Origin of the sequence: Amycolatopsis sp. NBC_01480 (assembly GCF_036227205.1) — a bacterium.
Classification (GTDB): domain Bacteria; phylum Actinomycetota; class Actinomycetes; order Mycobacteriales; family Pseudonocardiaceae; genus Amycolatopsis.
Genome location: NZ_CP109442.1, coordinates 8330875 through 8344043, shown reverse-complemented (window position 1 = coordinate 8344043; position 13169 = coordinate 8330875). Strand labels below are relative to the sequence as shown.

Below are 13169 nucleotides of genomic sequence, written 5' to 3'. Positions count from 1 at the left end.
CTTCGGCGGAGGCGAGCGTCATCACCGCTCAGACCCTGCGTGCCGACGCGCGCGAGAACCGCACCCGGGTGCTCGAAGCGGCCCGCGAGCTGTTCGCGCGGCGCGGCATCGACGTGCCGATGAGCACGATCGCCCGGCACGCGGGGGTCGGCGCCGCCACGCTGTACCGGCGGTTCCCGACCCGGGCCGCGCTGGTCACCGAGGTGTTCCAGGACGAGCTGGCCGCGTGCGCCTCGGTGGTCGACGACGCGCTCGCGGACCCCGACCCGTGGCACGGCTTCAGCCGGATGATCGAGAAGGTCTGCACGGCGCAGGCCACCGACCGCGGCTTCACCGAAGCCTTCCTCACGGCCTTCCCGGACGCCGTCGACTTCGAACGCGTGCGCCGGCGGGCCGAGCAGGGCTTCGCCGAAGTCGTGCGGCGAGCCAAAGCCTCGGGGGAATTGCGCGCGGACTTCCACCCCAGCGACCTGACGGTGGTGCTACTGGCCAACTGCGGCGCCACCACCGGGATCGACCCGGCCACCGCGGTGGCCACCTCACGCCGGCTGGTGGCGCATTTCCTGCGCGCGTTCCGGACCGGCTCCCCCGGCGCGGACACTCCCCTGCCGCCACCGGCGCCGCTCGGGCTGGACCAGCTGCCCCGCTAGCCAGACCCCGGCCGTCAAAGCTGTTTTTTGGCTGCGCCGAACGCAAATACTGTCCGGGTCCACAATGGACCCGGACAGTATAGGACGTTATACAGTTACCTCAGGCACCGGCGAGGCCGCGCCGCTTGAGCAGCGGCTCGATCTCCGGCTCGCGGCCGCGGAAGGCGCTGAACGCCGCCATCGGGTCGACGCTGCCGCCGCGGCCCAGGAGGGTGCCGCGGAAGTGGTCGCCGTTCTCGCGCTTGAGGCCGCCGTTCTCGGTGAACCACAGCACGGTGTCGGCGTCGAGCACCTCGCTCCAGATGTAGGAGTAGTACCCGGCGCTGTAGCCGCCGCCGAAGACGTGGTTGAAGTACGTGGTCCGGTAGCGCGGCGGCACGCTCTCCAGCGCGACGCCGGCCTTCTCCAGCGCGTCGGCCTCGAAGCGCTGGACGTCCTCGACGCGGTCGTCCACGCCGAGCCGGTGCCAGGCCAGGTCGAGCAGCGACGCGGCCAGGTACTCGGTGGTCTTGAAGCCCTCGCCGTACTGCGCGGCGGCCTCCAGCTTCGCAACCTGCTCGGCCGGGAGGGGCTCCCCCGTCTCGTGGTGCTTCGCGTAGTTCGCGAGCACCTCGGGCCACAGCATCCACATCTCGTTGACCTGCGAGGGGTATTCCACGAAGTCGCGCGGCACGTTGGTGCCGGAGAAGGCCGGGAACTCCACCCCGGACAGCAGCGAGTGCAGCGCGTGCCCGAACTCGTGGAACGCGGTGGTGACCTCGTCGAAGGTCAGCAGGGTCGGCTCCCCCGCCGGCGGCCGGTTCACGTTGAGCACGTTCACCACGACCGTCTTGGCGCCCAGCAGCCCGGACTGGTCCACGAAGTTGTTCATCCACGCGCCGCCGCGCTTGGACTCACGCGCGTAATAGTCCATCAGGAACAGCCCGAGGCCGCTGCCGTCGGCGTCGAAGACCTCGAAGATCCGCACCTCGGGGTGGTACTTCGGCAGGTCGTGGCGCTCGGTGAAGCTCAGCCCGTACAGCCGGCTGGCGGCGAAGAAGACGCCGTCGTGCAGCACGCGGTTCAGCTCGAAGTACGGCCGCAGCGCGGCGGTGTCGACCTGGTAGCGCTCACGGCGGACCTTCTCGGCGTAAAACGCCCAGTCCCACGCTTTCAGGGTCGCGCCAGGCACGTCGGCCTCGAGGTGACGCTGCAGCTCGGCCGCCTCGGTGCGCGCGTTCGCGACGGCGACCGGGGCCAGGCGCTCCAGCAGCCCGGTGGCGGCCTCGGCGGTCTTGGCCGTCTCGTCCGAGATCACGTACGCGGCGTGGTTCGGGTAGCCGAGCAGGGCCGCGCGCTCGGCGCGCAGGCGGACGATCTCGGCGGCCACCGCGTTGTTGTCCTGCTCGTTGCCGCGGTTGCCGCGGGAGACCGAAGCGGTGAAGAGGCGCTCGCGCACCGCGCGGTTCTCCAGCGACTCCAGGGCCGCCTGCGCGGTCGGCAGGATCAGGCTGAGGACGTACTTGCCCTCCTCGCCGCGGTCCGCGGCGGTCTCGGCGGCGGTCGCGATGGTGCCCGCGTCCAGGCCGGCCAGCTCGGCGGCGTCGTCGATCACCACGGCCAGGTCGTTGGTGTCGCGCAGCAGGTTCTGCTGGAACCGGGTCTGCAGCGTGGACAGCTCGCCGTTCAGCTTGCGCAGCTGCTCCTGGTCCGCCTCGGGCAGGCCGGCGCCGGCGCGGCTGAAGTCGGTGTGGCGGCGTTCCAGCAGCCGCAGCGACTCCGCGTCCAGGCCCAGGCTTTCGCGGCGCTCGTGCAGCGCGCTGATCCGGGCGAACAGCCGCGGGTTCAGGTGGATCGCGTCGGCGTGCGCGGCCAGCCGCGGGGCCAGCTCGGCCTGGATGTCCTGGATCTCGTCGGTGGCGTTGGAGCCCACGATGTTGAAGAACGTGCCGCCGACGCGGTCGAGCAGGTCACCGGCCCGCTCCAGCGCGACGATGGTGTTCTCGAACGTGGCTTCTTCGGCGTTGCCCGCGATCTGCTCGATCTCGGCGCTGTGCCGGCTCAGCCCCTCTTCGAACGCGGGGCGATAGTGCTCCACCGCGATCCGGTCGAAGGGCGGCAGGGCGTAGGGCAGCTCGCTCGGGGTGGCGAACGGGTTCTCCGGCGACATCATCGGGTTGTGCTCCTGGTTCTTCACGTCGGTCCCGCCCACCCTACGGGTTCGCCGACCGACGAAAGGATCACTTCGCGACGCCCGGCGCCGCGCGTCCGCCCCGCGTGCGCTCAGTGCCCGGTGCTGCCGCCGACCACTGCGTCGCTTTCGCCCGCCTTTGTCTTGCGGCCGCGCTTGGCCTTGGCTTTCGGCGGTGGCGGGGCGATGCCGGCCAGGCTGCCGCCGTTGTCGTTGACGCGCAGCACGAACGGGCGGGTCTCGGTGTAGCGGATCACCGACACCGACGCGGGGTCCACCACGATCCGCTGGAACGCGTCGAGGTGCTGGCCGAGCGCGTCGGCCAGGATCGCCTTGATCACGTCGCCGTGGCTGCACGCGATCCACACCGCGTGGTCGCCGTGCTCGGCGGTGATCCGGGCGTCGTGCGCGCGAATGGCGGCGACGGCCCGGCTCTGCATCGAGGCCAGCCCTTCACCGCCGGGGAACACCGCGGCGGACGGGTGCCCCTGCACCACGCGCCACAGCGGCTCCTTGACCAGCGTCTTCAGCTCCCGGCCGGTCCACTCGCCGTAGTCCACTTCGGACAGCCGGGCCTCGACGGTCTTGGCCAGCCCGCGCTCGGCCGCGAGCGGGGTGACGGTCTGCTTGCAGCGCAGCATCGGCGAGACCACCAGCTCCGCCACCGGCACCCCGGCCAGGCGCTCCACCAGCTTTTCCGCCTGGGCCCGGCCGGTGTCGTCGAGGCCCACCTTCGGCGTGCGGCCGGCCAGCACCCCCGAGCCGTTGGCGGTGGACTTCCCGTGCCGCAGCAAGATGACCGTACTCACGACGCCACCCTAACCGGTGATCTCCGCCGGTCAGCCGCCGACCGGGCCCGCGCCGGGGTCGAGCACGCCGGTGAAGACCAGCACGAACAGCGCCACGCCGAGCGCGAGCCGGTAGACCACGAACGGCACGAAGCTGCGCGTCTTGATGTAGGACATCAGCCACGCGATCACGACATAGCCGACGCCGAACGCCACCAGCGTCGCCAGGATGGTCGGGCCCCACTGCGCGGTTTCGCCGTTCTTGCCGATGTCGGTGAGCTTGTACAGGCCCGAGCCGAACACCGCGGGCAGGGCGAGCAGGAACGAGTACTCCGCCGCGTCCGCCCGGGTGTAGCCCATCAGCAGCCCGGCGCTGGTGGTGCCGCCGGAGCGGGAGACGCCGGGGATGAGCGCCAGCGCCTGGGCGAAGCCGAAGCCGAGGCCGTGCGGCACGGTCAGGTCGTCGAGCGTGCGCCGCTGCTTGGCCACCCGGTCGGCGATGAGCAGGACGATGCCGAACACGATCAGCGTCGTGGCGGTGATCCGCAACTCGCGGAACGCGGTGTCGATCTGGTTCTGCAGCAGCAGGCCGAGCACCACGATCGGCAGCGAGCCGACGATGATCAGCCAGCCGAGGCGGGCGTCGGGGTCCTGGCGCCAGTCCTTCCGGTAGATCGAGAAGAACCAGGCCCGCAGGATCCGGCCGATCTTCGGCGCGAAGTACAGGATCACGGCCAGCTCGGTGCCGATCTGGGTGACCGCGGTGAAGCCGGCCCCCGGGTCGTCCCAGCCGGCCAGCGCCGCGACGATCCGCAGGTGCGCGCTGGAGGAAATCGGCAGGAACTCCGTCAGCCCCTGCACCAGGCCCAGCACCAGCGCCTCGAACCACCCCATCAAGCCACTCCCGCTCGCTCGTATGCCTCGGCGGCCGCGATCAGCGCCGCCCCGTGCCCGCCGGTGTCCCCGAACGGGGTCACCGAAAGAGTCGTCACGCCCGCGCCGGCGAACTCGGTCATCCGCCCGGCGATCCGGTCCACCGGCCCGAGCAGCGACGTAGCGTCGAGGAACTCCAGCGGCACGGCCGCCTTCGCGCCCTCGTAGTCGCGGGCCAGGTACTTCTCCTGCACCTCGGCCGCCTCGGCCTCGAAGCCCATCCGCGCGGCGAGCCGGTTGTAGAAGTTCTGCTCCCGGCTCCCCATGCCGCCGAGGTACAGCGCCGCGTGGGCGCGCACCGCGTCGGCGCAGGACCGCCAGTCCTCCCCCACGGCCAGCGGCACGATCGGCGCGACGTCGAAGCCGTCCAGCGTTCGGCCCGCTTTCTCGGCGCCCGAACGGATCCTGGCCAGCTGCTCGCCCGCGTGCTCCGGGGAGAAGAAGACCGGCAGCCAGCCGTCGGCGACCTCCCCGGCCAGCGCCAGATTGCCCGGGCCCATCGCGGCGAGGTACACCGGGACCTGCTTGCGCTCGGGCCGGAAAGACAGGCCCAGCACCGTGCCCGGGCCGTCCGGCAGCGGCAGCCGGAAGTGCTCGCCCTCGAACCGCACCCGGCGGCGCGACTGGACCACGCGGACGATCTCGACGTACTCCCGGGTCCGCCCGAGCGGGTCGGCGAACCGGACCCCGTGCCAGCCTTCGGACACCTGCGGGCCGGAAACGCCCAGCCCGAGCCGGAACCGGCCGCCGGACAGGGTGTCGAGCGTCGCGGCCGTCATGCCGGTCATCGCCGGGCTGCGCGCCGGGATCTGCAGCACGGCGCTGCCGACGTCGATCCGCTCGGTGCGCGCGGCGATCCAGCTGAGCAGTGTGACGGCATCGGCGCCGTAGGCCTCGGCGGCCCACACCACGGCGTAGCCGAGCGCGTCCGCCCGCTGCGCCAGGGCCGGATTCGCGGTGTGGCCCCCCGCGCCCCCGTACCCCAGGCTGAGTCCGATGTGCACGGTTCGAGACTCTAACGGGGGCCGCCGCCGCGACACGGCGTCACCTTGGTCAAGTCCCGGCGGGCCGGACCACTAGGCTCGGCCGTCGTGGAGAAGCGACAGTTGGGCCGTTCGGGTCTGCGGGTCTCGCGGATGGGCCTCGGCACGATGACCTGGGGCAGCGACACCGACGCCGACGAGGCGGCCAGCCAGCTCGTCGCGTTCGTCGACGCGGGCGGCACGCTCGTGGACACCGCCGACATCTACGCCGAGGGCGAGGCCGAGCGCCTGCTCGGCAGCCTGCTGGGCGACCTGGTGCCGCGCGACGACATCGTGCTCGCCACCAAGGCCGTCGCCCGCCGCACCGAGGGCCCGTTCGGCGGCGGCGCGTCCCGCGGGGCGCTGCTGTCCGCGCTGGAGGGCTCGCTGCGCCGGCTCGGCACCGACCACGTCGACCTCTGGCAGCTGCACGCGTGGGACGCGTGCGTGCCGATCGACGAGACGCTCTCGGCCCTCGAGTACGCCGTGAACAGCGGCAAGGCGCGCTACGTCGGCGTCTCCAACTACGCGGGCTGGCAGCTGGCCACGGCCGCCGCCCGGGCCGCCGCGGTCGCGCCGATCGTCGCCGCCCAGTTCGAGTATTCGTTGCTGGAGCGCGGAATCGAGCGCGAGGTGGTGCCGGCCGCCGGGCACCACGGGATCGGGCTGCTGCCGTGGGCGCCGCTCGGCCGGGGCGTGCTCACCGGCAAGTACCGCACCGGCACGCCCGCCGACTCGCGCGGCGCGTCCAGCGTTTTCGCCGGGTACGTGGAGCACCACCGCACCGACCGCGCGGCCCGGATCGTGCAGGCCGTCGCCACCGCCGCCGAGGGCCTCGGCACGTCGCCGCTGGTGGTGGCCCTGGCCTGGGTGCGCGACCGGCCGGGGGTGGTCGCGCCGGTGGTCGGCGCCCGCGACACCGGGCAGCTCACCGGGTCGCTCTCGGCCGAAGCGCTCAACCTGCCGACGGCCATCCGCAGCGCGCTCGACGACGTCAGCGGCATCGAGACCGGATACCCGGAACGGGGGCCGCATTGAAGCGCAGGTGTCTGTTGAGTGACACGGACGTGACGGCAGGACGATCGTGGGGGATGCTGGTGAGGACACCTCGCCGAAGGAAAGCAGGAGGCTTCAAGGTGCGTCGGCTCACCGCCGTGTCGCGGATCGCGATCCCGCTGGCCGGTGCCCTGGCGCTGTCCGCGTGCTCGTCCAGCGGGCAGGACAACACCGACTCGCTGCAGGTGGTGAACAACCCCGTGGCGGCGAAGGCGGCCGTCTCCCCCGCGGTGAGCATGAAGCCCGCCGGCCAGGTGCTGGCGACGTCCGCGGTCTCCGCGCTGGCCACTGACCAGCAGAGCCACACGCTGGTCGTCGCGCTCGCGCAGCCGCCTTCGGTGCAGGTGTACGACCTCGGCTCGCTCGGCGCGCCCAAGATCACCGTGCCCCTGCCCGGGCCCGCCGAAAGCCTGTCGGCCTCCGGCGGCCAGGCGCTCGCGAGCATCCCGACGAAGGGTGTGCTGGCCCGGATCTCCTTGCCCGGCGGGCAGCTGCGCACCGAGCCGGTGGCCGGGCAGCCCGCGGCCGGCGTCGCCGACGGCGCGGACACACTCGTGGCCGTCCGCGACCGCAAGGCCGTCGAAGTGCTGGCGAACGGCGCGGTCACCAAGACCATCACCGGGCAGCTCTACAGCGCCGACGACGTGATCGACACCGGCCAGAACGTGGTGGTGCTGGACCGGCTGCGCACGGCCGTGTTCAGCGTCGACGTGAACGCCGGGACGATGGGCGAGGGCCTGCGCGCCGGGGATGGCGCCGCGAACGCCGTCGCCGACTCCTACGGCCGCGTGCTGGTCACCGACGCCCGCGCCGGCGCGCTGCTGGCGTTCTCCACCGGCCCGCTGATCCTGCGGCAGCGCTACCCGGTGCCGGGCGGGGTGTACGGCATCGCTTACGACAATCAGCGCAGCCTCGCGTGGGTCACGCTCACCGGCACCAACCAGGTGGTCGGGTTCGACGTCCGCGGCGGCGAGCCGACCGAGAAGTACCGTTTTCCGACCGTGCGCCAGCCGGACTCGGTGGGCGTGGACGAGCAGACCGGCCGGGTGATCGTGGGCTCGGCCGCCGGGGAAGGGACCCAGGTGATCCAGCCATGACGACGGTCGACGAGGCGGTGGTCGAAGGGGATTGGGAGTATCGCCGCCTGCGGCTGCCCCCCGGGGTGTCCCGCAAAGCGGCGATGGTCCAGCTGTCCATCCACGCCGAGTTCGCCGGCTGGGAGCTGCGCAACGTGCGCCTCTACGCCGACGGCACCCGGCGGATCTGGTTGCGCCGCAAGCGCACCGCCGCCGACCGGCTGCCCGGCCTCTCCACCTGATCAAGCCTCGTGAGTGCGTATGACGGTTAGAACCGGCATGAACACTCACGAGTCCTGGCGGTAGACCGCGCGCACCTGCGCGACGATCCGCGGCACGACCTGCGCCGCGGCCTCCAGCGGGACCACGTGGCCGATCCCCGGCAGCACCACCGCCGTCCCGTTCGCCAGGCCGCCGACCAGCTGCTCCACGTCCTCGGCCGCGACGATCCGGTCCCGCTCCCCCACGATCGCCGTCACCGGCAGCCCGCCGACGCGCGAGAGCGCCGCTTCCCGCGCGTACGCGTCGAGCGCCGGCCGGAACTGCGCGACGGTGTGCGGCCAGTTGCCGCGGATCATCTTCACGGTCAGCTCGACCAGGTCCGGGTTCGGGTCGTCGCCGAACAGCCACCACCGCAGTCCCGCGCTCACCGCACGGCTGGTGCGCTGGCGGACCAGCCCGTACAGCTTGCCGCCGAGCACCATTTCCAGGTCCTGTGCCAGCTTGCCCAGCGCGTTCGGCCACGCCGCCGAGGCCTCCGTGGCCAGCCGCCCGGACGACGTCGCGAGCAGCACCAGCCCGGCCACGCGGCGGGCGAACAACTCCGGATGCCGCTGGGTCAGCGACATGATCGCGAGCCCGCCCATGTCGTGGCCCACGAGCACCACGCGCCCTTCCGGCACAGCGCGTTCGAGGACTTCGGCGAGGTCGTCACCGAGCTGGGCCATCGTCGCGGTGCCCCGGCGGGCGCGGCCGGAGCCGCCGTGCCCGCGGTGGTCGTAGCTGACCACCGCGAGCGGCTCGTCGACCGCGGCCGCGAGCGTCGGGCCGACCCGGTCCCAGCTGCGCTGGTCGAGCGCGTACCCGTGCAGCAGCAGCACGGTCACGGCCGCCTCGGGGTCGCCCCGGCGCACGATGTGCAGGGGCGTCCCGTCGGCGAGCGTGAAGTCCGGCATCAGGACGAGCGCAGGAACCGGTCCAGCACCCGGGTGCCGAACTTCAGCGCCTCGACCGGCACTCGCTCGTCGACGCCGTGGAAGAGCCCGGAGAAGTCCAGGTCGGCCGGCAGCTTCAGCGGGGCGAAGCCGAAGTTGCGGATGCCCAGCTGCTGGAACGACTTCGCGTCCGTGCCGCCGGAGAGCATGTACGGCAGGGTGCGCGCGCCCGGGTCCTCGGCGAGCACCGCGGCCGTCATCGCGTCGACGAGCGCGCCGTCGAAGGTGGTCTCGACCGGCGGCAGCTCCATCCACTCCTTCTCGATGTCCGGGCCGAGCAGCTCGTCGAGCTCGCGGTCGAACGCGTCGATGCGGCCGGGCAGGATGCGGCAGTCCACCGCGGCCTCGGCGACCGACGGGATGACGTTCGACTTGTAGCCGGCGGTGAGCATGGTCGGGTTCGCGGTGTCGCGCAGGGTCGCGCCGATCATCCGGGAAATGTTGCCCAGCTTGGCGACCGAGCCCTCCAGGTCGTCCTCGGGGAAGTCCCAGCCGGTGATCTCGGTGACGCCGGCCAGAAACTCGCGCACGGAATCGGTCAGCACCAACGGGAACTGGTGCTGGCCGAGCTTCGCCACCGCCTCGGCCAGCTTCGTCACGGCGTTGTCCCGGTGGATCATCGAGCCGTGGCCCGCGGTGCCGCGCACGCGCAGCTTCATCCAGCGGATACCCTTCTCGGCCGTCTCGATCACGTACGCGCGGACGTTGTCCTTCAGCGTGATCGAGAAGCCGCCGACCTCGCTGATCGCCTCGGTGACGCCTTCGAACAGCTCGGGCCGGTTCTCCACCAGCCACTGCGCGCCGAACTTGCCGCCGGCCTCCTCGTCGGCGACGAAGGCGAACACCAGGTCGCGCGGCGGCACGATGCCGTTGATCTTGTAGTGCCGGGCCAACGCGAGCGTCATGCCGACCATGTCCTTCATGTCGACGGCGCCGCGCCCCCACACGTAGCCGTCCTGCACCGCGCCGGAAAACGGGTGCACCGACCACTCCGCCGGATCGGCCGGGACCACGTCGAGGTGGCCGTGGATCAGCAGCGCGCCGCGCGAGCGGTCGGCCCCGGGCAGCCGGACCACGACGTTGTGCCGGTTCTTGCCGCCGGACTCGACGTAGGTGATCTCGTAGCCGGCGTCGGTCAGCTTCTCCGCGACGTACTCGGCCGCGGCGCGCTCGCCCACGAGGGTTTCGGGGTCGCCGGTGTTGGTGGTGTCGATGCGGATGAGCTCGCTGGTCAGCGTGACGGCCTCGTCCGCGGCGGCGTCGATCAGGTTCGGTTCGGTCACCGGCCATTCCTATCATCCGGCCCGGCCGGATGCCGCCGTCCCGCACCGCGGGACCCGGTGTGGGCTCCCGAACAGGCCCGGCCGCGGTCAGCCGCGCTCGAGCGCGGAGACCACCTCGGACACCGGCCGCAGGTGCTCGTTCAGCAGGCGCAGCGCGGTGGCCGGCTCGTGCGCGTCGATCGCCGCGACCAGCTGGCGGTGTTCGGCGTCGATGATCGACAGCCGTTCGGGCCGGGCCTCCAGCGCGCGGACGGCGACCCGCTGCTGGCGCGAGCGGAGCGTGTCGTACAGCTCGGTGAGCACGGAATTGCCCGCGGCGTTGACGATCGCGCGGTGGAACTGGCGGTCCAGGCCCGAGACGGCGAACCAGTCGCGGTCTTTGCCGGCGCGGTCCATCTGCTCGATCAGCCCGGCCATCTCGGCCGGGGCGCCCGCCCGCGCGGCGCAGACCTCGCCGAGCGCGTGGCCCTCGATCAGCCGCCGGCTCTGGTAGACCTCTTCCAGCTCGCGCGCGGTGACCGTGCGGACCTGCGCGCCCTTGCGCGGCAGCAGGCTGATGAACCGCTCGGCCTCCAGCCGGTGGAACGCCTCGCGCACCGGCGTCCTGGACACGCCCACCACCCCGGAGACCCACAGCTCGTCGAGGAACCGGCCGCCCTCCAGCTCGCCGGAGATGATCCCGTCGCGCAGCCAGGCGTACACCCGGTCCCGCGCCGGTCCGCCGCCCTCGACCGGAACCGTGCCCGGTGCGGTGGTGGTCATGCCTCTCCCCTCGTCCGGCGCCGACTTCGGCGCGGAGGCGAGCCTACACCTCTGGACCGGGTGATATCCATCGTGTATACACGGTGCACACAATCTGCGGTGGCTTCGGCCACCCCGCGCGGAGGAGGTCCGGATGCCCCCAGTCCCCGCCGATCGGCGTTACGCCGTCTGGCTTTCCGACCCCGGTTTCGCCGCCGCCGAGATCGCTCGCGGGATCGGCTACGGCGCGGCGGTGCTCGACATCGAGCACGGCGCCTTCGACCTGGCGGACCTGGAGCGGTTCGTGCCGTTCCTGCGCGCGCTCGGCCTGGAGGTGCTCGCGAAGGTGCTCGGCCCGGAGCGCGGCCCGATCCAGCAAGCGCTCGACTTCGGCGCCGACGCCGTGGTCATCCCGCACGTGGAGAACGCTGCGCACGCCAAGGCCGTCACCGCGTTCGCGAAGTTTCCGCCGCTGGGCGACCGCAGCTTCGCGGGCGGGCGCACCACCGGGTACGGCGGGTTCACCGACGAGTGGGTGGCCGAGCAGGACCGGCGCACGCGCTGCCTGCCGATGATCGAGGACGCCGGCGCGCTGGAGGACATCGCCGAGATCCTGGCACTGGACACAGTGGACGGTGTGTTCGTCGGCCCGTCCGACCTCTCGCTGCGTCGCGAACGAGGCGCCTACACCCGGACCGACGGCGACTTCGCGGACCTGCGCCGGGTGGCCGACGCCGCGCACGCGGCCAGGAAGCCGTGGGTCCTGCCGGCGTGGAGCCGGGCGGAGAAGGAGTTCGCGCTGCGGCACGGCGCCGGGCAGCTGGCGCTCACGATGCAGCACGGCGCGCTCGCCGCCGGGCTGACCGCGGCGTTCGAGGAAACGGCCGCCCTGAGGGAAAGCACGGCCGGGGAGTCCCGATGACCACCGCCCAGCGGGCCCCGGCCGGCACGCGGGCGCGTACGGCCGGCCGGGTGCGGTGGACCATCGCCGGGGTGCTCGGCGTCGGCACGTTCGTCAACTACGTCGACCGCGTGAACCTGTCCATCGCCGGGCCCGAGATGATGCGGGAGTTCCACCTCAGCGCGGCGCAGCTGGGGCTGGTCTCCTCGGCGTTCCTGTGGACGTACGCCCTGCTGCAGCTGCCGATCGGCTCGTTGATCGACCGGATCGGCGTCCGCTGGGTGAACCGGGCCGCGGCCGCGCTGTGGGCCATGGCGTCATTCCTCACCGCCGCCTCGGGCGGGCTCGGGCTGCTGCTGGTTTCGCGGCTGGTTCTCGGGTTCGGCGAGGCGCCGACGATCCCGGCCGGCTGGAAGGCGATCGGCCAGTGGTTCCCGCGCGACGAGCGCGGCCGGGCCACCGCGATCTTCGACGGCTGCGCCAAGATCTCCAACGTGATCGGCATCCCGGTGATGGCGTTCCTGGTCACGGCGTTCAGCTGGCACGCGGCGTTCCTGTTCACCGGCGCGCTGAGCCTGGTCTACCTCGCGGTGTGGTGGCTGCTCTACCTGACGCCGAAGCAGGCGCTGGCCCGAGGGCGGCTGTCGGAGGCGGAGTACGCCTACCTGCGTGAAGGCGGCGCGGACGACGAGGACGCGCCGGCGCCCAGCTCACTCGCCGGACTGGGAAACCTGTTGCGGCGGCGGAAAACCTGGGGCCTGGCGCTGGGTTACGCGTCCTATACCTACGCCTATTACGTGCTGCTCACCTGGCTGCCGGGGTACCTGGAGAAGCAGTTCGGCGTCAACCTGCTCGCCGGCGGCTTCTACACGATGATCCCCTGGCTGGTCGCGGTGCTCGCGCAGTTCCTCGTCGGCGGGGTGGTGATGGACCGGCTGATCGCCCGCAGCGGCAACGAAACCCGGGCCCGCCGCCTCGTGCTGGTGACGAGCATGCTGGTCTCGCTCGCCGTCGCGGGCGCCGCGTACGCCGGGTCGATCGCGGTCGCGCTGGTGTTCCTGTCGATCGGCGCCGCCGGGCTCGCGGTCTCCGTGCCGGCCGGGGCGAGCATCGTCGCGGTGATCGCACCCGAAGGGAACTCCGGCACGCTCGGCGGTCTGGTCAACTTCATCGCGAACCTGATCGGCATCGCGGCCCCGATCGTCACCGGCGCCGTGGTCGACCTGACCGGCTCGTTCTCCGGCGCGTTCCTGCTCACCGGCGTGGTGCTGCTGGCCGGGATCTTCTGCTACACGGCCGTGCTCGGCCGCATCGAACGTCTTCCCAGCTCCTGAA

At 72.3% G+C, this 13169-nt stretch carries 13 protein-coding genes; 6 read left to right on the top strand and 7 right to left on the bottom strand.

Features of this window, described 5'->3' with window-relative positions:
* Positions 1-68 precede the first annotated feature (68 nt).
* On the top strand, positions 69-650 hold the full coding sequence (locus tag OG371_RS39280; RefSeq protein ID WP_329061431.1) for a TetR/AcrR family transcriptional regulator: 582 nt from the start codon (positions 69-71) through the stop codon (positions 648-650).
* A 100-nt stretch (positions 651-750) separates the two neighbouring features.
* Here OG371_RS39280 and OG371_RS39275 read toward each other — a convergent pair whose 3' ends face one another.
* The 4 genes from OG371_RS39275 to OG371_RS39260 all read right to left on the bottom strand — a co-directional run bounded on the left by OG371_RS39275 (position 751) and on the right by OG371_RS39260 (position 5545).
* A complete protein-coding gene (locus OG371_RS39275) occupies positions 751-2802 on the bottom strand; it encodes a M3 family metallopeptidase (protein ID WP_329073385.1) in 2052 nt (683 codons plus the stop codon).
* Positions 2803-2912: 110 nt separating this feature from the next.
* On the bottom strand, positions 2913-3629 hold the full coding sequence (locus OG371_RS39270) for a histidine phosphatase family protein (RefSeq protein WP_329061429.1): 717 nt from the start codon (positions 3627-3629) through the stop codon (positions 2913-2915).
* A 30-nt stretch (positions 3630-3659) separates the two neighbouring features.
* On the bottom strand, positions 3660-4502 hold the full coding sequence (locus OG371_RS39265; RefSeq protein ID WP_329061427.1) for an undecaprenyl-diphosphate phosphatase: 843 nt from the start codon (positions 4500-4502) through the stop codon (positions 3660-3662).
* Positions 4502-5545 (bottom strand): LLM class F420-dependent oxidoreductase, encoded by a 1044-nt coding sequence (locus tag OG371_RS39260; protein WP_329061426.1) that lies wholly within the window; start codon positions 5543-5545, stop codon positions 4502-4504. The genes OG371_RS39265 and OG371_RS39260 overlap by 1 nt, the downstream gene beginning before the upstream one ends.
* Before the next feature lie 87 nt (positions 5546-5632).
* Between OG371_RS39260 and OG371_RS39255 the strand changes: the two genes are divergently transcribed.
* The 3 genes from OG371_RS39255 (at position 5633) to OG371_RS39245 (ending at position 7937) form a co-directional block, all read left to right on the top strand.
* Positions 5633-6601 (top strand): aldo/keto reductase, encoded by a 969-nt coding sequence (locus OG371_RS39255; protein ID WP_329061424.1) that lies wholly within the window; start codon positions 5633-5635, stop codon positions 6599-6601.
* Positions 6602-6699: 98 nt separating this feature from the next.
* The gene (locus OG371_RS39250) at positions 6700-7716 is read left to right on the top strand and encodes a YncE family protein (protein ID WP_329061422.1); all 1017 of its coding nucleotides are present in this window, start codon (positions 6700-6702) and stop codon (positions 7714-7716) included.
* Positions 7713-7937 (top strand): DUF5703 family protein, encoded by a 225-nt coding sequence (locus OG371_RS39245; RefSeq protein ID WP_091613906.1) that lies wholly within the window; start codon positions 7713-7715, stop codon positions 7935-7937. Before OG371_RS39250 ends, OG371_RS39245 begins: the two co-directional genes overlap by 4 nt.
* Positions 7938-7982: 45 nt before the next feature.
* On the opposite strand, the gene OG371_RS39240 is transcribed toward OG371_RS39245, so the two are convergent.
* From OG371_RS39240 to OG371_RS39230, 3 genes are all read right to left on the bottom strand, one after another.
* Positions 7983-8870, bottom strand: a complete 888-nt coding sequence (locus OG371_RS39240; RefSeq protein WP_329061417.1) for an alpha/beta fold hydrolase — start codon at positions 8868-8870, stop codon at positions 7983-7985.
* Positions 8870-10192, bottom strand: coding sequence for a M20/M25/M40 family metallo-hydrolase (locus OG371_RS39235; protein ID WP_329061415.1), 1323 nt, complete (start codon positions 10190-10192; stop codon positions 8870-8872). Before OG371_RS39235 ends, OG371_RS39240 begins: the two co-directional genes overlap by 1 nt.
* An 87-nt stretch (positions 10193-10279) precedes the next feature.
* Complete coding sequence (locus OG371_RS39230; protein ID WP_329061413.1) at positions 10280-10954, bottom strand: GntR family transcriptional regulator; 675 nt, start codon at positions 10952-10954, stop codon at positions 10280-10282.
* 133 nt (positions 10955-11087) lie between these two features.
* On the opposite strand from OG371_RS39230, the gene OG371_RS39225 reads away from it, so the two are divergent.
* Both OG371_RS39225 and OG371_RS39220 read left to right on the top strand, forming a co-directional pair.
* The gene (locus tag OG371_RS39225; protein WP_329061411.1) at positions 11088-11855 is read left to right on the top strand and encodes an HpcH/HpaI aldolase family protein; all 768 of its coding nucleotides are present in this window, start codon (positions 11088-11090) and stop codon (positions 11853-11855) included.
* Positions 11852-13168 (top strand): MFS transporter, encoded by a 1317-nt coding sequence (locus OG371_RS39220; protein ID WP_329061408.1) that lies wholly within the window; start codon positions 11852-11854, stop codon positions 13166-13168. The genes OG371_RS39225 and OG371_RS39220 overlap by 4 nt, the downstream gene beginning before the upstream one ends.
* The last annotated feature ends 1 nt before the right edge of the window (position 13169 follow it).